The organism is Peloplasma aerotolerans (assembly GCF_030012175.1).
GTDB classification, from domain to species: Bacteria; Bacillota_I; Bacilli_A; order Acholeplasmatales; family Acholeplasmataceae; genus Peloplasma; species Peloplasma aerotolerans.
In genome coordinates this window covers 150,328-171,951 of the sequence record NZ_JASCXW010000001.1, presented here as the reverse complement: position 1 = coordinate 171,951, position 21,624 = coordinate 150,328, and the positions used below count along the sequence as shown (strand labels likewise).

Below are 21,624 nucleotides of genomic sequence, written 5' to 3'. Positions count from 1 at the left end.
CTAAATTATTAAAATCAGCCATCAGATAACTTTCATAGGTATCCGATGGTTTTTTTGTCTATCTGTGCAAATTTCGTCCATTGTGGGAACATATTTTTTGATGAATAATAGCCTTTTTTGTCCGAATGGTTGTCTTACGCAACATATTTGCTTTTAAGAATTGAATAGGAAACTATACAAAACACTCCATCAAGATAAAACAAAACACTCCGTCAATATAGTGCAAAAGACTCCATTTGAATTGCATATTCAATAAACGTGTGATAAAATATAGATAAGAAAGTGAGTGATATCTTGAATACAATATACCTTGTTCGAAACATTGATAGTGAACTTGAATCCTATCTTGAGGCTTTTGGTGCTGTACTTATTACAGGGCCAAAGTGGTGCGGTAAAACAACAAGCGCATCCATGAAGGCAAAAAGTATTTTGAAACTACAGGATCCAGACAAATCTCAGGGTTATTTATTAACTGCACAAACAAAACCCTCACTACTACTTGAGGGTGATAAACCTCGATTAATTGATGAGTGGCAGATGGCACCTGTGTTATGGGATGCGATTAGAACGTCAGTTGATAATGTGAGGGATGAAGGGCTATACATATTAACAGGATCAACAGTTGTTGATGAGTCGAAAATCATGCATACTGGAACGGGTAGAATCGCTCGTTTGAAGATGTATCCAATGAGCTTATTCGAGTCTAAGGAGTCGAATGGTATAATATCATTAAAACAATTGTTTAACGACAAAAATTACAATATTGATGGCTTAAAATCAAATTTAACCATTGAAAACTTGATTTTTGCAACTTGTAGAGGTGGTTGGCCATCGAGTTTAACTAAAAAAACAGATGCTGCTAAACTACTTGTAGCTAAATCATATTTAGATAACATTATCCAAATAGATATTTCTACAGTTGATGGTAAAAAAAGAGAACCATTAAAAGTTCAATATTTACTTAGATCATATGCAAGAAACATAGGCACAATCTCATCGAATAAAACCATCATTGACGATGTTAATTCAAACACAAACCTGTCTGAATCTGCATATTATGAATATGTTAACGCACTGAACAAGCTTTATGTAATTGAAGATATACCAGCATGGAATCCATCAATTCGCTCAAAAACCTCCATCAGAAGTTCGAATAAACGAATGTTCATTGACCCATCAATAGCAGCTGCTGCTCTCGGCGTCTCACCTCAAATGTTGTTACAAGATTTTGAAACTTTTGGCTTTATGTTTGAAAACTTATGTGTAAGGGACTTAAAGGTTTATGCAACGTCACTTGGAGGAAGTTTATCATATTATAGAGATCGAATGAATCTTGAAGTCGATGCAGTACTACATTTAAATGATGGAAGATTCGCATTGATAGAGTTTAAGTTGGGAACAAAGCAAATAGAAGAAGCAGCAAAACATCTTCTTGAAGTGGTTGATCTTATTAGAAAAGCAAATGAAACTAGAAACTCTCAAAAATTAAAAGATCCAGAATTATTGATGATTATAACAGGTGGTGAAATGGCATACACAAGAGAAGATGGAATTAAGATTATACCCATAGGTTGTTTGAAGCACTAAAAATCTATTTTGTTTACACTTTTGACTGCGTGAATTTATTAAGAAATTTGAAATTATTCAGTTGCTAATAAGTGTATCGATGGACTTTGAATTCTAAGATATATAGGGGAAAAATATTTTTATTGGTTTTCTATAATGAGACCAGAGAGGATAAATGATGAAAATTATATACGTGAGTTCAGAAGAAATATATAAGTTATTAAATATCACAGTAAACGCATTTGATGGTGAGATGTATTGGGATTTTAGAGCATATAACGACTGGTGTTTGAGACCAAATCTTTCCAGTCTTATACAAATTCATAAAGAAGTAATTTTAACAAGCGACATGAAAAAGTTTATTGATGATAATTATGAACAATTAGTGGTATTTTTCTTGACAACTTATGTCTCCATGACTCAACCAAGTACTCCCATCAGAAGTATGGAAGATTTAATGAATAGCAACACAAGATTTGCAATCCAGGTTGCTGACACTACTGAAATATGTATTTATACAAAAAACGATCATGATTTTTCAAAGTTATATGACTTATGCAACACTGTAGAGAACTCTAAAGTTGAAATTATTCATGATTTCATGCATTGGGATTTTGATGTTTCATACATCCTGAAGAAGTGAAATGAATTATCGTTAGTCGAAAGTTCAATGTTATATCACGGATTCATGTATAGAATTAACAACAAGGAATGACGTTAGTTATCAAACAATTAGAAGTTATCGTATGCTTTAGCGTATCAATGACGACCTAGCACGAGTCTAGATAGGTTTTCAAGTGCAATATGTTCCCACACTGGAAAAAGTCTGGAATGGGGGAACATAAAATGCCTAAAAATATGTCTCCGACGTACATGCAACGACATTTTTTCGAGCAATCAGATATACTCCACGCATGTAGAGTCTATCACGTTGCTTTCATTAAAATAGCACTTGTTATATACTTGACACATACTTGACAACACTCTATTTTTAACCCAACTCAATAAAAATCAGCCATCAGATGACCTTCAAAGGTATCCGATGGCTTTTTTTGTCTATATGTGCAAATTTCGTCCATTGTGGGAACATATTTTTTGGTGAAAAATGGCCTTTTTTGTCCGAATGGTTGTCTTACGCAACATATTTTACTTCAAAAAAAATTAGATAATAACGACCTTATAATTCATAATCTTATCGTACTTTTCGTTGTGATAAGTACCTGTTGCTAAAGGTTTTAATGCTTCAAAAGCATGTCTATTTTCTGAGAATTCTTTATCGGTATAGTTCTTTGTTCCTGCTACACAGAAGACAATGTTTTCAGGTGTTACTGAGATGATCTTGTAAATGAATGAGCGTAAGGTGTCACTATCAACTTCCTGGATGGGTTCTAGTAAATTGTTGAGTGTGGTTTCAATCTTTGCAAGTCTTGAACGTGTATCGTAGTTTTTTAAGTACTCACCCTCAAGCTTTCTGATCTCGGTTTTATTATTGTGAAGCTGCAAAGTCAATGATTGGTATTTGCTGTTGAAATCCTCCTGGGAAAGATTAGGATTCTTCACTTGAACATCAATGAGGTTTGATATCATTCTTTCAATCTCATCGCCTTGTGCTTGAAGTTTTTGAATCTTGATTTCAACATCACTAACTCGTATGGTTGATTTGATGATCTTCTGTATATTTGGGATGATGTCCTTTTCCTGTAAAAACACCTCGTTTAGCATTTTCACAGTCGCACCTTCAATCATCTCTTGGTATGTTGCTTTAGCCTTGCAGTGAGCTTTACCGTCGATGTAACCACCACATTGCTGCATGACTCTTTGAGCTGGTGTACCGTAGTTCCAATAGCGTCTTTTCAAGGTTCGCCCACACTCTGAGCAAACGATAAATGCTGAGAAAGGATAGGTTACATTGTACTTAGCCAGGTTCTGCACTGCTATGAATAAGTGGGACACGTTCCCCCTCCCTGAAGGTATTAAATATAGTATAATAATACAAAGGAGTTGATAGTGTGGTTAATCAGTACAGTGTAGACTTTAAGCTAAAAATAGTAAAGATGATTCTTAATGAAAATATAAGTAAGCACGAAATAGAAAGAACATATAAAGTGGCTAGGAAAACACAAAGAGACTGGGTAAGTAATTATGAGACAGAGGGTGTAAGTGGACTTGTCAGTAAAAGAAAGATTAGGGATAAACTATATACTGATCATGAAGTAGATCAAGTGGAGACACTAAAGCATGAGATACTCCTTTTAAGAATAGAAATTGAGCGTTTAAAAAGAGGCTATAATAGTGAAGATGTAAAATACATAAAAAAAAAGAAATCATGAATGATGAATACAGTCTGGTTCATAAATTCAGATCTAAATTCTATATCAATGAGCTATGTAGATATATAGGAGTTACAAGAAGCGGATACTATAGATGGCTAAGCAGAAAATCACATAAAACACAAAGACAAGAAACAAAAGACTACTTAAAATCAATCATTATGAATTATCACGACATGTATCCAGCTAAAGGATATAGAGCAATAAAAAAGGATATTTTTACTGATACAGGTTGGATTGTCTCATATTACCTGATGTATCAATGTTTTAAAGAGTTGGGCATATCAAGTAAAGCACGCAGGAAAGCCTTTAGAAGACCAAAGGGAATCTCTGATAAGTATCCTAATATCATCAAAGGTGATTGGTCTACTAAAGGACCCTTTGAGAAAGTGTGTAGTGATACGACAATGATCATTCATAAGGGAGTAAAATATGATTGGAATTATCATGTAGATGTCTATAATAATGAAATTGTAGGATCTGATGTAGCAAGTTACAAGCACTGTAATGGCGTTATGAATCATTTAAGAAGTCTAAAAGACTTTCTTCGTATTAAAGAGAGTAGAGGATATAAAGATAAGCATACCATTCTTCATAGTGATCAAGGCATTGTATATGCATCAAGCAAGTTTGAAAAAACACATAAAACATATCCAATTACTAGAAGTATGAGTAGAGCAGCTACGCCTACTGATAATCCAGTTATTGAATCTTTAAATGGATGGATCAAAGCGGAGTTGAAACACAATTTGAAAATACATGATTTTACAGACATAAAAACAGCAATAGAGCTATACATCAATTACTTCAATAACAATAGACCAGCTTGGAAACTTGATTATCTTACCCCAGTAGAATATAGAACTATTGAAGGATTTAAGTAAAGTGCATCAAGCATAACTAGTTATGATAAAATATAAGTAACAAAGATAGTTACATGTCCTATTTTTTAGACCTAAAGGGGGGGCATGTGTCCTAGAAAGTCGTAGCAGAGCAATTAATCTTCGTGCAGTTAGAGGACTAAGAAATGCCGTAAGTCACCACAGAATGTTATTTGTTTATGAAGACTTTGATGAGTGCATCGTGGATAATATAATTAGTGATAGCTTAACAGCAAATGTCATTAACTTATCAATTCTTATAAATCCATTCTATAAGGCTTTTATCATTAATGAATTAAATAGAGCAAAGAATGATAAGGATGATCCTGGGTTTGTGGACACAATTCCATCGAAAGCGTATTTTAAACTAGGAGAGAACTATGCAAACAAATAGTTTTGATAAAATTAGATTTTTTGAGGATAATTGTATTGTTATCGATGACTGCTATAGTCCTTTAACTAAAAAACGTAACATTGATAATTATATCATTCAACATGCTAAAGGTGTTATATCACAAGACAATGATGTTAGCTATTTGCCCGATGTTCCTGATTTGTACTATGCATCCTTACCGAGAGATGTAGAGAACATTGATGTAATAGTTCAACTAACACACTTAAAAGCACTAAAACTTTTTTCGAGTGCTCTAAATAAGATTGACATCAGTCATTTGATTAACCTAGAGCATTTACACATCATTGAAGATGATGTATTGTCAAACTTTAATTTTCCTAAATCACTCGTGAGTGTATATTTTCAAGGATTTGGCTTTAAGAATTTATTGCCTTTAAAATCTTTCATTCAACTAAGAGAACTCTATATTGATAACTCCTCAAAGTTAGTATCAATCGAAGGTATCGAAAATCTCACTAGTTTAAATCTAGTTTCATTAGACTATTGTACCAAGCTAAAAGACATCGAATCTATCTCGTCATTATCTAAAACTTTGAAAGCTCTACGTGTAATGGAATGCAATAAAGTCATAAATTTCGATTTTTTAAATGATCTTAAGGAATTGACAAATGTATTTATTGTAAACTCGCATTCAATGGCACCTATAAAATTACCAAATTTGGAATTCGTGAACTCAACAAAAATAGATGAATATATATGTAACTTCAAAATAGAGGACGGGAATTTAAAACCACTATTAAAATCAAAGCATGCAGAAGTCTTCAAATTCTACTCAAATTATAATTTGATAGATAAAGATCTGCCAAAAAAGTATGTAGCATATCATGACTCTAATTACACAGGCAAGAGAGTGTTATTGTCAGATCTAGAACTTGGAAAAGATGATCCTAATATAATTTGGACGAAGTAGTAATTTTTCACAGAGCTAAACACAAAATATATTGTTTAACTTGAATTTATTAATATATAAAAAGTATATTAAAAACTATACAAGGAGCAGTTATTGATGGATATCAAGTATAAAAAACCTGAATTTGTTTTATTTTTAGTACCTTTTGGATTACTCTTGTTATTTGGTGTTATTGACGCACTGATTTATTATGACAAATATCCAGAAATAGCAATTATTTCGATTATTTTCGGTGCAAGTGGCACACTATTTGGATTATTGATGTTGTTATATGGATTGCTATATATTTATGAAGCAGAGTTTGAAATTAAAGGTATTAATGCCGTAAAGAGAAAAAACGAAATATTTATTGATTTCAATAGTATAAGTGATATTGATTATATAAAACCTTCACTATTTAATTATCTAACAAGCACCGCTGGGTCAAGTTCATATTTATTTCCAGGATTTTTAAGGATAAACATCAAAAAACACAATAGCAAAAAAGGACCATATTTCATTCGCCTTAAGTACAAAGACTTTGAAAGACTGCCTAAAAAATACAAAGACTTAATGAAATATCCAGTCTGATGTATTAAAATATGAATTATGAAGTATGTAATGGTAACAATATACTATAGTAAAAACATTGAACAATTCGCGAATGACCTAATTCAGACATTTGGAGGAATAAAATATGGAGTATAATGACTATAAATTTGACGTTGTATATACAGATGAAATGTTGGTTCAATTGAGTAAGCATATTATAGATCTAAAGAGAAAGAGATTATTAATATACTTTTTTCTACTCACCTTATTATCAGCATTTTTAATTATCTTAGATATCGTGGGACCAGATAACATTCATACCTTGTATGCGGGGGTTTTCTTTTCTGCGTTTTCTGCTTTATCACTTACTGCGTTGGTTCAGACTCGCATATCAAAAATAAGGAAGAGTATATTAATTAATAGAGTGGGGTTACCTGTTAAATCTTCTTTTACACTAAATGCCGACACAATAACAATTGAAACAGTTACAAAGTATTCAAAGTCAAATGTCTTGTATGAATATTATGCTATAAAGAAAATTGATAAAGTTGCATCCGATTTGATATACATATATATGAATGATTCGAGAACAGCAATAGTTCAAACAGATAAAGCGGAAGAAATCTATAATCATCTTATGTTGCGAGTTCAAGGAAATAAAAACTAGCAAGTGCATTGTAACTATGATAAACTTGCATTTCAATTTATGAATTGTCTCGATATCATCTAGAGAGTAGTCTACCATTATTAAAAAGACTAGGTGAGCTACTTATTTGAAAGGAACAAGAAGATGGATAAAATACTAGATTTTATTGTATATGCATTAAGGTGTGTAATGCTGTTGTTTTCTGCAATGCTTGGACATGGTGAGGTAATCGACAATTGGTTGAAGGATACAATAGTTGGAGTTGTTACACTTTGCCTTATTATCTTGTTATTATTCTTCATAGATAGATTAACAGTTAAAATATATAGAAAAAAAAGATTAAAAATAAAAAACCAAAATCTTGTAGAAAATACAAGTAATTATGTTTCCTTTTGCATTTGGGGAGATGGTCCAGGAAGACCCTATGATAATGCATATGAATTGAAAAGCAAAAAAATAGATGTTGATCAAAAAACTATCAAATTTCAATTTAATGGTGGTGAAGAGTGTATTGTTGAGAATCCAGTTGGGATTGATTGGGGTCAAAAAGGTGTGAGAATCGAGAAAGCTACCATGATTACTTGGAAACACTACTATTATGGTAAACCTCAAACAATTGAAAACTCAATCATTTTCGAATATACTTTGATTGATGAATCGCATGTCCATGTTGTTGTGAAAAGTAATTTTTTTAACAGGGACGAAATAATTAGTATCGATAAAGAAATAGCTATTGTTTCGTTTTAATAAAAGTATTTTTACATAATAAAGTTGAACACCGAATAAATCAAAAACAATCGATTATTATCGAAGAATATGTTCCCTCACTGGAAAAAGTCTGGAATAGGGGAACATAAAATAGCCAAAAATATGTTTCCGACATACACGAACCGACATATTTTCGAGCAATCAGATAAACTCCACGCAGAAAGATTGTGTAAACATAATTATCAAATCATAATAATCCTGGTGGAATTCCGTCATTTTCCACCAGGATGGATTTCGACTCCTCATACAAAAATACCACCTAGAGCAAATTGATATGATCCCCTCAAAGTAGGCACTACAATTATTTAAACACTTAAATATAAAACGGCTAAAATAAGCCGTTTTAATTCATATGTTTGGTGGAGATGAGGGGAATTGAACCCCTGTGCAAAACACTTCATAAAGCACTTTCTACATGTTTAGTCTGTTTATGATTTAATGCTTTAACCTAAACAAACAAAAGGTTATAACACGATCCTATAAGGTTCTTTTATTGTCCTAGGAAAAACAATAAGTATAACTTACTAAAATTGGGCCGCATCAGAACCGTAAGTGAATTCAGAATTGGCTCGCACCTTTTCTTAGGCAGCGAAACTTAAAGATTGGTTTCCGGTTATAATAACCTCGGCTTTTTTACTTGAGCAACCAAGACATGCTTATACTCTACTCCATGCCGTGACGAATCCAGAACATCCCCAGCGCATATATCTTACATCAAAGCACTGCTTTTGTAAAGTCTAAACATTCATTTTACAAAAATAAGGGTGGTATAATATAAAAAAGAGGGGGTTATCAATATTCCAGAATCAATTTATAACCAATGATAAGATGAAATGCACAAAATAATCTATATATTGCATAATTTAAGTGATATAATAAATTAGGATTTACAAAGGGGACTTTACATGATAAAAGCAATCATATTTGACATGGATGGAACAATTTTAAATACAATTGATGACATTACAGATAGCGTTAACTACGCACTTTCTATGAAGAATCTTCCAGAAAAATCAGTTGATGATGTTAAACAAGCTGTTGGTAGTGGAGCTTTTCAGTTAATTGAAAAGGTTGTACCAGCACATTACGATGAAGAAGAAAAAAAAGAAGTCTATCAAATCTATCAAGAACACTATGATCAAAACAGCTCCAATCGTACCGGACCTTATGATGGTATTTTAGACTTACTTAAAACCTTAAAAGAACAAGATTATAAACTTGCTGTTGTTTCCAATAAACACGAGTATTTAGTGCATGAACTCAATATAAAAATGTTTAGAAACTATTTTGATGTTTCTATCGGTATGGTTGAAGGTATACCGATTAAACCTGAACCAGACATGTTGCTAAAAGCTATCAATCTACTCAATATATCTAAAGAAGAAGTCATATTTATTGGAGATTCGGATGTTGATATGTTAACGGCAAGAAATGCTAAAATAACATCCATTGGTGTTACATGGGGATTTAGAGACCGACAGGTTCTAGTCGATCATCAAGCAAACTATATTATAGATGAACCTACTGAACTATATCCAATCATTGAAGGGATTAACAAATTATGAGCATGATTAAGTTAGAGAATGTATCTAAATATTATAAATCCGAGGAAACTGTATCCGTAGGGATGAAAAATATAAACCTAGAGTTTAGCCTAGGCGAATTTATTGCTGTTACGGGTGAATCAGGTTCAGGTAAGTCAACTTTACTCAACGTGATTAGTGGTTTAGATGGTTATGAGGATGGAGAACTTTATTTATTTGGTGAAGAAACTTCTCACTACACAATTGCAGATTGGGAAAAGTATCGTGGAACACATATTGGTTTTGTTTTCCAAAACTATAACATTATTGATTCCTACACAGTTCTTCAAAATGTTCTATTAGCGCTTGAGGTTCAAGGTTATGATCCAAAAACAAGAAAACAAAGAGCTTTAGAACTGATTGATAAAGTTGGTTTAACAAGTCATAAAAATCATAAAGCTTCGAAATTATCAGGTGGACAAAAGCAACGTACAGTCATCGCAAGAGCACTTGCAAAAGATTGTCCAATTATTGTTGCTGATGAACCAACTGGTAACTTAGATTCTGCATCTGGTGCCCAAGTCTTAAAAGTGCTTCATGAGCTTAGTAAAGACAAATTGATTATTGTCGTCACACATGAGTATAGTCAAGTTGCAGAATATGCAACTAGACGTATTAAAATGCACGATGGAGAAGTCGTTGAAGACAAAAAAATAAAGAAACCTGAAGATGTAAAACAAAAAGACGCACCTAAAATTAAAGGTATGCCTTTTCATACGCTTCTAAGATTTACTTTAAGAAATCTATTTGCCACACCAAAACGATTGGTGTTCTTAGTGTTTATGCAAATGCTTGTCATGGTTGCATTTACACTTTTTTATACGTTTAGATTAAGCTCTATTAGAGAAATGGAAGTTGCCCAATCTCAAAGATTTCCAAATGTTCCAGAAACCAGAGTCCTAATTGAAAAAAGAGATGGACAAGATTTTGATATTGATGATTTAACATATTTCAATAACATCCGTTTTGTTTCTAATGTTTATGAACAGGGACTTAATTTTTATAACTCTACAAGGTTGTATATTTTTAAATCAGAAAACATACACACATGGGGAAATTCAACCTATATGGATGGTATGTATGTTGAAGGTACTGATGCAGCAAGTACACTTCGAGAGTTCAATATAGAAGGCTCGATGCCTATTGCCAAAAATGAAATTGTTATTGGCCATAACTGGTATAATTATCAGGTTGGTGAAACTGTTAAAATAGGAACATCATACTCATATGTTTATGATGGTGTACCTATAAATAATGACGACTTTATAGGTAATTTTGTTATCTCAGGTATCGATAAAACAAAATCTAATATATTATATTTTTCTGAAGCATTTTTAAGTGCTGAAGATGAAGTGCCTCGATACATAGAAAATATAAGCGTAAAGAACTCATTAATAAATCAAGCATATTATGGATTTGGATTTTTATTTGGATCAAATTATCATAATTTAGAAAAAAGTAGCATTGATATACCTGGAAAAGTCATTCGATTTGATGATGGTAGTGGTGATCCTATTGAATATGTGACGACTCAATCGATAACGTTTAATGGTTACATATATAATGAAAGCACTTGGAGTACAGAAGAAGTACTTATTACAGTTGAGGATGTTCACATCCATTATAACAATGTGACTTATTACGCGACGATGAGTGGTGAATTAGCAGATATTATCAAAGATTATGTTTTAGATCAGTACTCACATTTTTATTTATCAGAGAATAGACCAGTATTGTCACTCAGCGTTAGTGGTTTAAGTGCAGGCAATCGAGCAATTAGAACGATTGACTATGAAAAATATCGCGTGATATATCCTGCAAACATCCCTGATCCTACTGGTGGTATCTTTGTCTTTATGCAATCATTATTTACAGGAGTTTTCTTATTTATATTTGGTGTTTTATTATACTCAATCGTTCATGCAGTAACCAAGAATATGATGAAAACAAGACAAAAAGATTTTGCAATTTATAGGTCTATTGGTACGAATAAAACAACACTTGCTCGCCTTGTTGTATTAGAACAGGTCTTTATAGCACTTATTAGCTCAGTCATGATGTTTATTGTCTTGTATATCTTAGGGCTTTATGTTCCATTTATTTATCGAATTATTCAATATATGGAAAATATAGATTACGTCATCTTAATTGGCATCTTCCTATTCTTTGGTGCATGGTTAGGTTTAAGATTCAATAAGAAAATTTTCAAACAATCAGTTATTGAATCAATCGTATTAAGTAGGGAGGAATAATCATGATTAGAGTCAAAGGTTTACAAAAATATTTCTTCAGACATAAACGTAATGAAATCCATGTTTTAAATGATATGACTATTGATTTCCCTGAATCCGGACTTGTCGTTTTATTAGGACCATCAGGCTCAGGGAAAACAACATTATTAAATGTTATTGGTGGACTCGATAGTGTCCAACAAGGGACAATTGAATTTGATGATCAACAAATAAACCGTTATAAATCTAGCACATGGGATAAGATTCGAAATGAGTCTGTAGGTTATATATTCCAAAATTATAATTTACTTCCACAACTATCTGTATATGATAATATCGCATTAGTCTTAAAGATGGTCGGAATTCATGATCCTAATATTATCGATCAAAGAGTTGCGTATATCCTAAAAGCTGTGAAGATGTATCCATTTAGAAAAAAGAAGTCAACGCAACTTTCTGGTGGACAACAACAAAGAGTTGCTATTGCAAGAGCATTAGTTAAAAATCCTCGTGTTATTATCGCTGATGAACCAACCGGTAATTTGGATTCTAAAAATACAATCGACATTATGAATATTATTAAGGAAATATCCAAACAAAAATTGGTTGTTTTGGTGACGCATGAAAGAAATATTGCAAATGTTTATGGAGATCGTATTATTGAAATCAAAGATGGACAAATCATTGATGACCATCTAAACGAGTCGGATCATGAACATAACGTATCAGAAGAAAACATTTTATATCTAAAAGATATGAATCAAATCACTGAATTGGGAAATAGCAACGTCAAATTATCGCTTTATAACGATTCAGATCAAGTCATTGATCCTGTAAATATACGTTTAATTGTAAAAAATAAAACGCTTTATTTAGATATAGACAGCAGCTTAACCAAAGTTAGGTTAATCAATGAATCTAGCAACTTATTAGTTAAAGACGAACATTATGTCAAGAAGAATAAAGAGCAGTTATTAGAGACAGCTTTTAAAACTGATATGCTGGATAACAAAGACGTTCATAAGAGTTTTAGAACCATTGTTTCAATTAAGCAAATTTTCATGCTTGCTTTGCAAAAGATTTTATATTCATCTCGAAAAGGTAAAATCATGCTGTTTAGCTTTATCATGTCTGGTGCAGTCATTGCTTTATCTATCGCAATGGTTTCTGCAACCATCATTCCAGATTTATCTAACATGCGATATGAAAATAATTATGTTAGAGTCAGACAAACACAGTTTAGCAAAATGGATTATGATGAATTAGTAGCATATTCTGATGATGATGCGAAATTATATGTAAATACATTAGGAACGATTGAAATTTCAGTACTTGATCCATTAAATGAGGACAAAGCATTATTCAAACTTCAGTATTCAAAAGGTATGTTCCAACCAGCAGATTCTGAAATCACTTTAGATATTATTGATCATGTTTCAAGATCTAAAATCGTCAAAGGGCGAATGCCTCAAACACATAACGAGTTTGTGATAACGAGTGAACTTGCAGATCAATCCATACAAACACAAGGTGCGGAATTTGGTGTCTGGTCGTGGGACCATTTGATGTTAGAAGATTTTGAGATATCTGGTGTTCCTGTAAAATTAGTAGGTATTACAAAAAGTGATCGAAATATTGTTTATACAACAAGAGATTTTGCTAATATGATCAAACCAACTTCTTATTTAACACAAGCACCTATTTATGTAGGAACCTTAAATGCAACTATAATAGGTGATCATTATCTAGATGAGAGTCTAATTACTCAAGGACAGTTACCAACAGGAGATCAGGTGATTGTCTCACAAGCATTATATGATGCATTATATAAATTACCATCAGGTCAAGATTGGCCCAAAACATTTGATGATTTTGATTATACAATTAGCGGAGTATTTACTGACACAGAAAGATTAATCGTTGGTTCAAACCAAATCATTGAAAAAGCAAGATACGATAAAGTGAGCAGTTTTTATGTTTATTCAAGTCGACCAAGGGCTTTAGTTAGTACTTTGGAAGCTGATGACATCGAAGCTATTCTTGAACTTGACGAGCAAACCAACATCTTTAACCAAGCAACCATTCAAGCAAGAATTACAACGACAATCGTGACTTTAGTCATTATTGGCTTTACGTTATTAGGATTTTATTTCATTATGCACTCATCGATGGTCTCAAGAATTTATGAAATATCTGTTTATCGAGCATTAGGTATGAAAAAAACAGAAATTTTCTTCTCCTTTATGATTGAAATCTTGATTTTATCAACTGTTACATCATTAATTGGATATGGTATAGCTACGATTGGCTTAATTCAATCTTCGAATACACTAATAGGTATGTTTAGGGCATTTCTTGTAACACCATTAACGATATTGATAGGAATAATTATTTTATATCTTATTAATTTAATTGGTGGTATGTTTCCAATATTCTTACTCCTTAGAAAAACACCAGCACAAATTCTTGCACAATATGATATTTAAAAAAAAGAGCCAATCGGCTCTTTTCTTTACATCCAGGTTGTTATGTCATTAATATCAAGTCTAACTGATCTGTAACCATCTTCAGCTTTTTTGCCAATTGATACAATCATTACTGGTTTGTATCTTTGATCATCTAAACCTAATGATTTAACAAGCAGTTCGTGACGGAAACCTCCAATTGAACAAGTATCATATCCATATTCTTTCGCGATGAGCATCAGTTGCATTGCAACTAAACCACCATCGATTAATCCTGTTTTCTCTAAGCGATCTGCAGAAACGGTGTTGACCATATTTGAAATACTTCTTAGCTGTTTTTCCCTGACTTCTATAGGCATAACCCCAGCTTTAACGGCTTTGTCATATATTTTTTCAGCAAACTCATATTTCTTTAAATCGTTTAAGATAACGATCATAGCTGCTGATGTTTCTAGTTGGCTGACATTTCCGTATAAAACAGGTCTTAGTTTCTCTTTTGCTTCATCAGACTCTATAACGATAAATCGCCATGGCTGCATATTCATAGATGATGGAGCTCTGGTAGCTTTTTCAAGTATTTCAGTCATTTCGTCTTTGCTAATTTTCACCCTGGGATCGTAGATTCTAATTGATCTACGCTCTGTAATTTTCGACATTTGCTCTCCTCCTCATCTAAAATCATTATATCATGCATAGTGATTTCATTTAGTGTTTATGATTGCTTACATGTGCTATAATCGAAATAGGAAGGAAGATGATGATGACAAAATTTATATTGGTTCGACATGGTGAGCCTAGATATGATGAAGTATTAGAAAGAAGATATTTTGGAATGGGCTATGATTTAGGTAAATTAACAGATTTAGGTGTTAAACAAGCAGAAGAAAGAGCAGAAGACCCAATTTTTAAAGACGCAGAAATCATTGTTTCTTCACCTTATACGAGAGCTTTACAAACAGCATCAATTATTTCGAGAATTACGGGTATCCCTTTGACAGTTGAAAATGATTTACATGAGTGGATGCCAGACACGACATTTAAGTTTGAACTTAATGCAGGTAATGCTTTTGATGAGTATGTTGAGTCAAAAGGTGTTAGAAATGAATCAACGGTTTATCATTGGGAGTCTTATGAACATTTGAAAAAACGTGTTCGTTTAGCACTGAGTAAATATCAGAATCACAAAAAAGTTATTGTTGTGTGTCATGGTGTTGTGATATCAACACTTACAAGATTTAATGATATGATTGAGCATTGTGGCGTGAGGGAAGTTACACTTTAATGAATATTAAGAAGTTGGAAGCTTGGTATGAGAAAAATCATCGAAAGCTTGTTTTTAGAGAATCAAATCGTCCATATGATATTTGGGTAAGCGAGGTGATGTTACAACAAACACAAGTTGAAACCGTCTTACCTTTTTTTGAACGCTTTATGAAAAAGTATCCAACTGTTTTAGATCTTGCAGACGCAAAAGAAGAAACGCTTCAAAAAGCTGTTGAAGGATTGGGATATTATCGTCGCTTTAGAAATATGCATTTGGCAGCCAAAATAATTAAAGATAAATATGATGGCAAGTTTCCTAGTACATATGAAGAAATCATCAAGTTACCTGGTATTGGTAAATATACAGCAGGAGCTATTATGTCAATTGCGTATCATCAGCCTTATAGTGCACTTGATGGCAATGTAATTCGTGTGTTATCTAGATATTTAGGAAATGATTCTGATATGAGAGTTGAGAAAAACAAAAAGGCATTAGATCAAATTAATCAATCCTATATAGAACAAGCAAATCCAAATGTTTATACTCAAGCGATGATGGAACTTGGTGCTTTAGTCTGTCGGCCTAAAAATCCTAAATGTGAAACGTGTCCGCTTCAAGAACATTGTTTTGCATATCAAAATGATTTGGTCGATCAATACCCTGTATTATCTAAGCTAAACGATAAAAAAGAGTTTAACTATATAACATTACTCATTCATAGTGAACATGGACTATTTTTAAGAAAAAGAGATGAAGAACTTTTAAAGGGGATGTATGAGTATCCTCAATTTGAAAGTGAAAGTATAAATTCAGTGATAGAGATGTTAGAAGAACAAGATATTATTCTTGATGTATATAATCATCATAAAACGTATAAACATGTATTTACACACCAAGTATGGCATATGGATGTATACGAAGCTAAACTTATTTCTGGAAAGCTAGAAGATTGGATTTGTATGGATTTAGACCAAATCCATCAAGCACCGATGGCAGTTGCACATAAAAAGATTAAAAAATAAAAAAAGACCCTAAGGTCAATTTTTAAAGAATTCTAAGAAGTCTTGATTATCTTTAAGTGAATAATAGATTGGAACACCTAAAACATATAAAACAACAAACTCTCCAATAAATACGGAAGGCATTGTAATATATAAAGGACCAAGATGATAACCATAAGTTAAGATTAAACCAATGATGACGCCATTGATAATTGCTGGCCAAACCATCGCGAATAATGGAACTTTTCTCGTATACCACATCAGAAATCCAGCAATTGTGGTTGCCATGGTTCCAAATATTACATCAATAATAATCGCTCCACCTACCAAGTTAGCTATAAAACAACCAACCGTCAGTCCGATGATACTTTTCTTATCAAAGAAAACTAAGATCATTAACACTTCGGCAATTCTAAATTGAATCAATCCAAAACTAGCAAATTGAAACACATAGACTAACACAACATACACCGAAGCAATCATCGACTGCTTCAAAAAATCTCTTAATACCATTTTATTCATTTGTAATCTCCCTGTTTTGTTTTAGCTGGTTTCCTAGGGTACAGCTAATATTACTTAAACATTTTATCAAAGATATGCTATAATTACAAGATGAAGGATGATAAACATGAGTATAAAATTTGAAGTCTTACATGTATGTAAACAAAGTGGAGCACGCTTAGGGAGATTAACGACACCTCACGGGGTTTTTGAAACGCCTTTTTTTATGCCAGTTGGCACTCAAGCAACTGTTAAAACCTTGGAGCCAAAAGAAATTAAAGAGGTCTCAGAAGGGCTTATATTAGGCAACACTTACCACTTGTGGCTACAGCCGGGAGAAGATCTTGTTGAAAAACATGGAGGTATCCGTGGTTTTATGAATTGGGATGGATCCGTTTTAACAGATAGTGGTGGTTATCAAGTATTTTCGTTAACCGAAATGCGTAAGATTACTGAAGAAGGTGTACATTTTAAACATCATAAAAATGGATCTGCATTATTTATGTCTCCAGAAGACTCAATTAAAGTACAAGAAAAACTAGGTGCTGATATTATCATGAGTTTTGATGAGTGTCCACCACCTTATGAAACTTATGAGTATATGAAAGACTCTGTCGATAGAACATTGCGTTGGGCAAAAAGAGGAAAAGATGCATTATCAACTGATCAAGCGCTATTTGGTATTGTCCAAGGTGGCTTAAATGAAGAATTAAGGAAATACTGTGCAGAAAAATTAATAGAAATGGATTTTCCTGGATACTCTATTGGTGGTTTGTCAGTTGGAGAAACTAAAGAAGAAATGTATCAAATGACGAAGTATTTAAACCCTATTCTACCTTTTGATAAACCTAGATATTTAATGGGTGTTGGTGCACCTGATGATTTAGTTGAAAATGTAATTCATGGTATCGATATGTTTGATTGTGTACTCCCAACAAGGATTGCACGTCATGGGACAGCATTAACAACAGAAGGTAAAATCGTTATCAAAAATCAAACTTATGAACATGATATGAAACCATTAGATCCATATCTAAAAACTAAAGTTTCTAAATACACTCGCTCTTATATCAGACATTTATTTAAGGCAGAAGAAATGTTAGGGATGCGTTTAGTCACTTATCAAAATTTGGCTTATCTAAAGCATTTGATGCAAGAAATTAGAACAGCAATTAAAGAAGATCGTCTTCTTGATTTTAAAGAAGAAATGAAGAAAAAAACAAATTATTTTAAATCTAGATAAAAATCTTTCATTTATAGAGATTATATTGTAAAATAGAGATAGTGCTAGGAGGGATACCTATGGTATTTGGCGAATCAGATAATTTCAATCAAAAGCCCGTTATAAAAGTTATTGGTGTTGGTGGGGGCGGAGGTAACGCTATCAATAGAATGATTGAAAACGATGTTAAAGGCGTTGTTTTTGTTGCTATGAATACCGATGCTCAAGTACTAAAAGTATCGAAAGCTGAAACCAGAGTTCAACTTGGTAAATATTTAACAAGAGGACTTGGTGCTGGTGCTAAATCAGAAGTTGGACGTCAAGCTGCAGAAGAGTCAATTGAAGAGATAGAAGATGTTTTAAGAGATGCTGATATGGTCTTTATTACAGCTGGTATGGGCGGAGGTACTGGAACAGGTGCTGCACCAATCATTGCACAAAAAGCTAAAGAAATGGGATGCTTAACAATAGGTATCGTAACAAAACCATTTGCTTTTGAAGGACCTGCTCGTATGCAAGCAGCAATTTATGGATTAGAAGAGTTAAAACCTCATGTTGACACATTAATCGTGATTCCTAACGAAAGATTATTAGCAATCTCTGGTCCAACAACTCAGTTGTTAGACGCATTTAGAGAATCTGATAATGTATTGCGTCAAGGTGTTCAAGGTATTGCTGAAATTATTGCGATTCCTGGTTTAATTAACGTTGACTTTGCTGATGTTAAGACAGTTATGGAAAATAAAGGTACTGCATTAATGGGTATTGGTATTGCATCAGGTGAAGATCGCGCAATTGAAGCAGCAAGAAAAGCAATTCACTCTAAATTGTTAGAAGTCAGTATTGATGGAGCAACTGATGCAATCGTTAATATTACCTCAGGCACAAATATCACACTATTTGAAACAGAACAAGCATTATCTGAAATTAGAAATGCAACAGATAGAGATTTAAACATTATTTACGGAACTACAGTAAACCAAGATTTAGATGAAGAATTAATTGTAACAGTTATTGCTACTGGTTATGAATTAAAAGCTAAAGACTCAACGATTGAAAACTTGGCAAGTGAGATTTTCAATAAGTCTTCAGACGAACAAATGAAACTTACAAAACAAGGATTGAAATCACAAGAGTATGAAGAAGATGATTTAGAAAGCAATCAACCTTCTGAAGGTAAGAAACGCAACCTACCTTCATGGTTAGTAAAAAAAGGAAAATTTTAAAAGGCGAAAGCCTTTTTTACTGGAAGGATATAAAAAATGTTAAAAGCAGGAATTGTTGGGCTACCGAATGTAGGGAAATCTACGCTCTTTAATGCCATTACAAAAGCAGAAGCACTTGCAGCAAACTACCCGTTTGCTACAATTGAACCGAATGTAGGTATTGTTTTTGTACAAGATAAAAGACTAGATGTTTTAGCTCAAAAATATAAACCAAAAAAGGTAGTGCCTACAGCATATGAATTCATCGATATTGCTGGGTTAGTTAGAGGCGCTTCTAAAGGTGAAGGATTGGGTAACCAATTTTTAAGTCATATTCGCGAAGTCGACGCTATTTGTCAAGTAGTGCGTTGTTTTGATGACGAAAATGTGACGCATGTTGATGGAAAAGTAGATCCAATTAGAGATATCGAAACCATTAAGATAGAGCTGAACTTAGCCGATATTGAATCCATTGAAAAACGCATTCAAAGACTAGAAAAAAAGGTTAAGACGAAATCAAAAGAAGCGATTCAAGAACAAGAATTATTAAAGCATATAAAAGATACGCTTGATAAAAATGAAAGTCCGAGACTTCTAGATTTTACTGAGGAAGAATTAAAGATTATTAAAAACTTTAATTTGTTAACAATGAAACCTATGATTTATATTGCAAATGTTGCAGAAGAAGGGCTTCATGAACCAGAAAAAAACCCGCATTATCAAAACGTTTTATCCTATGCGAAACAAGAAAAAACAGAGGTTGTATTAATTTCAGCACAAGTAGAAATGGAAATTGCTTCATTACAACCAGAAGAACAACTCACTTTCCTAGAAGCTTACGGATTAGAAAAATCAGGGTTAAACGAAGTGATCGAAAAAAGTTATGATCTACTTGGTTTAAAAACATACTTTACAGCTGGGGAACCAGAGGTAAGAGCCTGGACATTTAAAAATGGTATGAAAGCACCTCAGTGTGCTGGTATTATTCATAGCGATTTTGAAAGAGGGTTTATCAAAGCGGAAACGCTAGCTTATGATGACCTTATCAAATATGGAACACCACAAGTAGCAAAAGAAAATGGAAGAGTTAGATTAGAAGGGAAAGACTATGTTGTCAAAGATGGTGACATCATGCTCTTTAGGTTTAATGTATAATGTTATTTGATATCAATGCGACTGTGATTTGTGCATCTAAATATTTTGATACAAATCAAATGAGAGCCTTGTATCTAAAAGGTGTCTTTCATTTTGGAGAAAATCGCGCACAAGATTTACTCAAAAAAATAGAAGAACTCAAAGATTTAAACATCACGTGGCATTTTATTGGTCATCTTCAGTCCAATAAAGTTAAAGATATCATCAATCAAATTGACTATCTTCATACACTTGACCGAATCAGCTTAGCAAACAGCATTCAAAAGCACGCAACAAAGCCTATTAAATGCTTCGTTCAAGTTAATTTAACAGAAGAAGATCAAAAAAGCGGGATTTTACTCTCGAATTTGGCTCAATTTCTTTTAGAAATTAAAAAATATGATAAAATAGAGTTAATCGGTTTTATGACCATTGGTAAAGATGAAGATCGAATGATAACTGACCAAGTGTTTCATCAACTAGATGAGTTAGCTAAGACCTACAAACTGCCATATCGTTCAATGGGGATGACCAATGATTACGAACTTGCGATGAAACATCATGCAACACATGTTCGGATTGGTAGAAAATTTCTTGAACTGCTTGAATAGGAGGAAATATGGGATTATTTAGCATTGGTAAGAAGAAGAAAAATGAAGATCAATTAAATGTTGATAATGAATTAATGTCTGACAAAATTATTTTTGAAAATCTTTTGACTGATGAGGATCAATACATAACTGGTCTTGCAGAAAAAATGATCAATGGACATCCATTAATCCTAAACTTTGAACCGCTTGATATTGATCAAGCAAACAAAGTCATCGCATTTCTTTCAGGTGTCATTTATGCCATTCATGGAGAAATAGCAAATGTTCAAGAAAAAGTATTTATGTTCGCAGCTAGCGATGTTTATGATGATGGATCAATGGAAGAATTTTTAAAAGATGTAGTAGAATAGAATATTGCGT

22 protein-coding genes and 1 other RNA gene are annotated in these 21,624 nt (G+C 32.9%); 19 read left to right on the top strand and 4 right to left on the bottom strand.

Annotated features, from left to right (window positions below):
* Positions 1 to 294: 294 nt before the first annotated feature.
* Positions 295 to 1,587, top strand: coding sequence for an ATP-binding protein (locus QJ521_RS00820; RefSeq protein ID WP_282838493.1), 1,293 nt, complete (start codon positions 295 to 297; stop codon positions 1,585 to 1,587).
* A gap of 157 nt (positions 1,588 to 1,744) precedes the next feature.
* On the top strand, positions 1,745 to 2,209 hold the full coding sequence (locus QJ521_RS00815; protein WP_282838491.1) for a DUF2691 family protein: 465 nt from the start codon (positions 1,745 to 1,747) through the stop codon (positions 2,207 to 2,209).
* A gap of 518 nt (positions 2,210 to 2,727) precedes the next feature.
* Here the strand turns inward: QJ521_RS00815 and QJ521_RS00810 are convergent.
* Positions 2,728 to 3,498: a recombinase zinc ribbon domain-containing protein gene (locus QJ521_RS00810; RefSeq protein WP_282838530.1), complete on the bottom strand. Its 771-nt coding sequence runs from the start codon at positions 3,496 to 3,498 to the stop codon at positions 2,728 to 2,730.
* Positions 3,499 to 3,575: 77 nt separating this feature from the next.
* On the opposite strand from QJ521_RS00810, the gene QJ521_RS00805 reads away from it, so the two are divergent.
* The 7 genes from QJ521_RS00805 (at position 3,576) to QJ521_RS00775 (ending at position 8,026) form a co-directional block, all read left to right on the top strand.
* Positions 3,576 to 3,896 (top strand): helix-turn-helix domain-containing protein, encoded by a 321-nt coding sequence (locus tag QJ521_RS00805; protein WP_282838490.1) that lies wholly within the window; start codon positions 3,576 to 3,578, stop codon positions 3,894 to 3,896.
* On the top strand, positions 3,893 to 4,780 hold the full coding sequence (locus QJ521_RS00800) for an IS3 family transposase (RefSeq protein WP_282838489.1): 888 nt from the start codon (positions 3,893 to 3,895) through the stop codon (positions 4,778 to 4,780). Before QJ521_RS00805 ends, QJ521_RS00800 begins: the two co-directional genes overlap by 4 nt.
* Positions 4,781 to 4,979: 199 nt before the next feature.
* Positions 4,980 to 5,171, top strand: a complete 192-nt coding sequence (locus tag QJ521_RS00795; RefSeq protein WP_282838488.1) for a hypothetical protein — start codon at positions 4,980 to 4,982, stop codon at positions 5,169 to 5,171.
* A complete protein-coding gene (locus QJ521_RS00790) occupies positions 5,158 to 6,102 on the top strand; it encodes a leucine-rich repeat domain-containing protein (protein WP_282838487.1) in 945 nt (314 codons plus the stop codon). The genes QJ521_RS00795 and QJ521_RS00790 overlap by 14 nt, the downstream gene beginning before the upstream one ends.
* 96 nt (positions 6,103 to 6,198) lie before the next feature.
* Entirely contained in the window at positions 6,199 to 6,672 is a 474-nt protein-coding gene (locus tag QJ521_RS00785) for a hypothetical protein (protein WP_282838486.1), read from the top strand.
* A gap of 106 nt (positions 6,673 to 6,778) precedes the next feature.
* On the top strand, positions 6,779 to 7,300 hold the full coding sequence (locus QJ521_RS00780; RefSeq protein WP_282838485.1) for a hypothetical protein: 522 nt from the start codon (positions 6,779 to 6,781) through the stop codon (positions 7,298 to 7,300).
* A 123-nt stretch (positions 7,301 to 7,423) separates the two neighbouring features.
* Positions 7,424 to 8,026 (top strand): hypothetical protein, encoded by a 603-nt coding sequence (locus QJ521_RS00775; RefSeq protein WP_282838483.1) that lies wholly within the window; start codon positions 7,424 to 7,426, stop codon positions 8,024 to 8,026.
* A 378-nt stretch (positions 8,027 to 8,404) separates the two neighbouring features.
* On the opposite strand, the gene ssrA is transcribed toward QJ521_RS00775, so the two are convergent.
* Positions 8,405 to 8,744: a transfer-messenger RNA gene (gene ssrA / locus QJ521_RS00770) on the bottom strand.
* A gap of 208 nt (positions 8,745 to 8,952) precedes the next feature.
* Here ssrA and QJ521_RS00765 point away from each other — a divergent pair.
* The 3 genes from QJ521_RS00765 to QJ521_RS00755 are packed head-to-tail and all read left to right on the top strand — an operon-like array spanning position 8,953 to position 14,347.
* Complete coding sequence (locus QJ521_RS00765; protein ID WP_282838482.1) at positions 8,953 to 9,612, top strand: HAD family hydrolase; 660 nt, start codon at positions 8,953 to 8,955, stop codon at positions 9,610 to 9,612.
* Entirely contained in the window at positions 9,609 to 11,882 is a 2,274-nt protein-coding gene (locus tag QJ521_RS00760; protein WP_282838480.1) for an ABC transporter ATP-binding protein/permease, read from the top strand. Before QJ521_RS00765 ends, QJ521_RS00760 begins: the two co-directional genes overlap by 4 nt.
* 2 nt (positions 11,883 to 11,884) lie before the next feature.
* Complete coding sequence (locus QJ521_RS00755; protein WP_282838479.1) at positions 11,885 to 14,347, top strand: ABC transporter ATP-binding protein/permease; 2,463 nt, start codon at positions 11,885 to 11,887, stop codon at positions 14,345 to 14,347.
* 26 nt (positions 14,348 to 14,373) lie between these two features.
* Here the strand turns inward: QJ521_RS00755 and QJ521_RS00750 are convergent, their stop codons facing one another.
* Complete coding sequence (locus tag QJ521_RS00750; protein WP_282838478.1) at positions 14,374 to 14,982, bottom strand: nitroreductase family protein; 609 nt, start codon at positions 14,980 to 14,982, stop codon at positions 14,374 to 14,376.
* Positions 14,983 to 15,086: 104 nt separating this feature from the next.
* Between QJ521_RS00750 and QJ521_RS00745 the strand changes: the two genes are divergently transcribed.
* Entirely contained in the window at positions 15,087 to 15,608 is a 522-nt protein-coding gene (locus tag QJ521_RS00745; protein WP_282838477.1) for a histidine phosphatase family protein, read from the top strand.
* A complete protein-coding gene (gene mutY, locus QJ521_RS00740) occupies positions 15,608 to 16,612 on the top strand; it encodes an A/G-specific adenine glycosylase (RefSeq protein WP_282838476.1) in 1,005 nt (334 codons plus the stop codon). The genes QJ521_RS00745 and mutY overlap by 1 nt, the downstream gene beginning before the upstream one ends.
* A gap of 15 nt (positions 16,613 to 16,627) precedes the next feature.
* Here the strand turns inward: mutY and QJ521_RS00735 are convergent, their stop codons facing one another.
* Positions 16,628 to 17,113: a QueT transporter family protein gene (locus QJ521_RS00735; RefSeq protein WP_282838475.1), complete on the bottom strand. Its 486-nt coding sequence runs from the start codon at positions 17,111 to 17,113 to the stop codon at positions 16,628 to 16,630.
* Between the two features lie 97 nt (positions 17,114 to 17,210).
* Between QJ521_RS00735 and tgt the strand changes: the two genes are divergently transcribed.
* From tgt to sepF, 5 genes are read left to right on the top strand one after another with little or no spacing between them, the layout of a single operon-like run.
* Positions 17,211 to 18,335 carry a tRNA guanosine(34) transglycosylase Tgt gene (tgt, locus tag QJ521_RS00730; protein ID WP_347568065.1) on the top strand — a complete coding sequence of 375 codons (1,125 nt, stop codon included), beginning with the start codon at positions 17,211 to 17,213 and terminating at the stop codon, positions 18,333 to 18,335.
* A 59-nt stretch (positions 18,336 to 18,394) separates the two neighbouring features.
* A complete protein-coding gene (ftsZ, locus tag QJ521_RS00725; protein WP_282838472.1) occupies positions 18,395 to 19,540 on the top strand; it encodes a cell division protein FtsZ in 1,146 nt (381 codons plus the stop codon).
* Positions 19,541 to 19,576: 36 nt separating this feature from the next.
* Entirely contained in the window at positions 19,577 to 20,674 is a 1,098-nt protein-coding gene (gene ychF, locus QJ521_RS00720; RefSeq protein WP_282838470.1) for a redox-regulated ATPase YchF, read from the top strand.
* Positions 20,674 to 21,264: a YggS family pyridoxal phosphate-dependent enzyme gene (locus QJ521_RS00715; RefSeq protein ID WP_282838468.1), complete on the top strand. Its 591-nt coding sequence runs from the start codon at positions 20,674 to 20,676 to the stop codon at positions 21,262 to 21,264. Before ychF ends, QJ521_RS00715 begins: the two co-directional genes overlap by 1 nt.
* A gap of 8 nt (positions 21,265 to 21,272) precedes the next feature.
* Positions 21,273 to 21,614 (top strand): cell division protein SepF, encoded by a 342-nt coding sequence (gene sepF / locus QJ521_RS00710; RefSeq protein ID WP_282838467.1) that lies wholly within the window; start codon positions 21,273 to 21,275, stop codon positions 21,612 to 21,614.
* Positions 21,615 to 21,624: the final 10 nt, after the last annotated feature.

What these genes read in the sequence shown, in the direction of transcription:
- ftsZ (WP_282838472.1), top strand. Translation starts at nt 18,395, where the DNA reads ATGGTATTTGGCGAATCAGATAATTTCAATCAAAAGCCCGTTATAAAA.
- QJ521_RS00775 (WP_282838483.1), top strand. Translation starts at nt 7,424, where the DNA reads ATGGATAAAATACTAGATTTTATTGTATATGCATTAAGGTGTGTAATG.
- sepF (WP_282838467.1), top strand. Translation starts at nt 21,273, where the DNA reads ATGGGATTATTTAGCATTGGTAAGAAGAAGAAAAATGAAGATCAATTA.
- QJ521_RS00755 (WP_282838479.1), top strand. Translation starts at nt 11,885, where the DNA reads ATGATTAGAGTCAAAGGTTTACAAAAATATTTCTTCAGACATAAACGT.
- QJ521_RS00765 (WP_282838482.1), top strand. Translation starts at nt 8,953, where the DNA reads ATGATAAAAGCAATCATATTTGACATGGATGGAACAATTTTAAATACA.
- QJ521_RS00800 (WP_282838489.1), top strand. Translation starts at nt 3,893, where the DNA reads ATGAATGATGAATACAGTCTGGTTCATAAATTCAGATCTAAATTCTAT.
- QJ521_RS00780 (WP_282838485.1), top strand. Translation starts at nt 6,779, where the DNA reads ATGGAGTATAATGACTATAAATTTGACGTTGTATATACAGATGAAATG.
- tgt (WP_347568065.1), top strand. Translation starts at nt 17,211, where the DNA reads ATGATAAACATGAGTATAAAATTTGAAGTCTTACATGTATGTAAACAA.
- QJ521_RS00750 (WP_282838478.1), bottom strand. Translation starts at nt 14,982, where the DNA reads ATGTCGAAAATTACAGAGCGTAGATCAATTAGAATCTACGATCCCAGG.
- QJ521_RS00760 (WP_282838480.1), top strand. Translation starts at nt 9,609, where the DNA reads ATGAGCATGATTAAGTTAGAGAATGTATCTAAATATTATAAATCCGAG.
- QJ521_RS00715 (WP_282838468.1), top strand. Translation starts at nt 20,674, where the DNA reads ATGTTATTTGATATCAATGCGACTGTGATTTGTGCATCTAAATATTTT.
- QJ521_RS00790 (WP_282838487.1), top strand. Translation starts at nt 5,158, where the DNA reads ATGCAAACAAATAGTTTTGATAAAATTAGATTTTTTGAGGATAATTGT.
- ychF (WP_282838470.1), top strand. Translation starts at nt 19,577, where the DNA reads ATGTTAAAAGCAGGAATTGTTGGGCTACCGAATGTAGGGAAATCTACG.
- QJ521_RS00785 (WP_282838486.1), top strand. Translation starts at nt 6,199, where the DNA reads ATGGATATCAAGTATAAAAAACCTGAATTTGTTTTATTTTTAGTACCT.
- QJ521_RS00745 (WP_282838477.1), top strand. Translation starts at nt 15,087, where the DNA reads ATGACAAAATTTATATTGGTTCGACATGGTGAGCCTAGATATGATGAA.
- QJ521_RS00735 (WP_282838475.1), bottom strand. Translation starts at nt 17,113, where the DNA reads ATGAATAAAATGGTATTAAGAGATTTTTTGAAGCAGTCGATGATTGCT.
- mutY (WP_282838476.1), top strand. Translation starts at nt 15,608, where the DNA reads ATGAATATTAAGAAGTTGGAAGCTTGGTATGAGAAAAATCATCGAAAG.
- QJ521_RS00815 (WP_282838491.1), top strand. Translation starts at nt 1,745, where the DNA reads ATGAAAATTATATACGTGAGTTCAGAAGAAATATATAAGTTATTAAAT.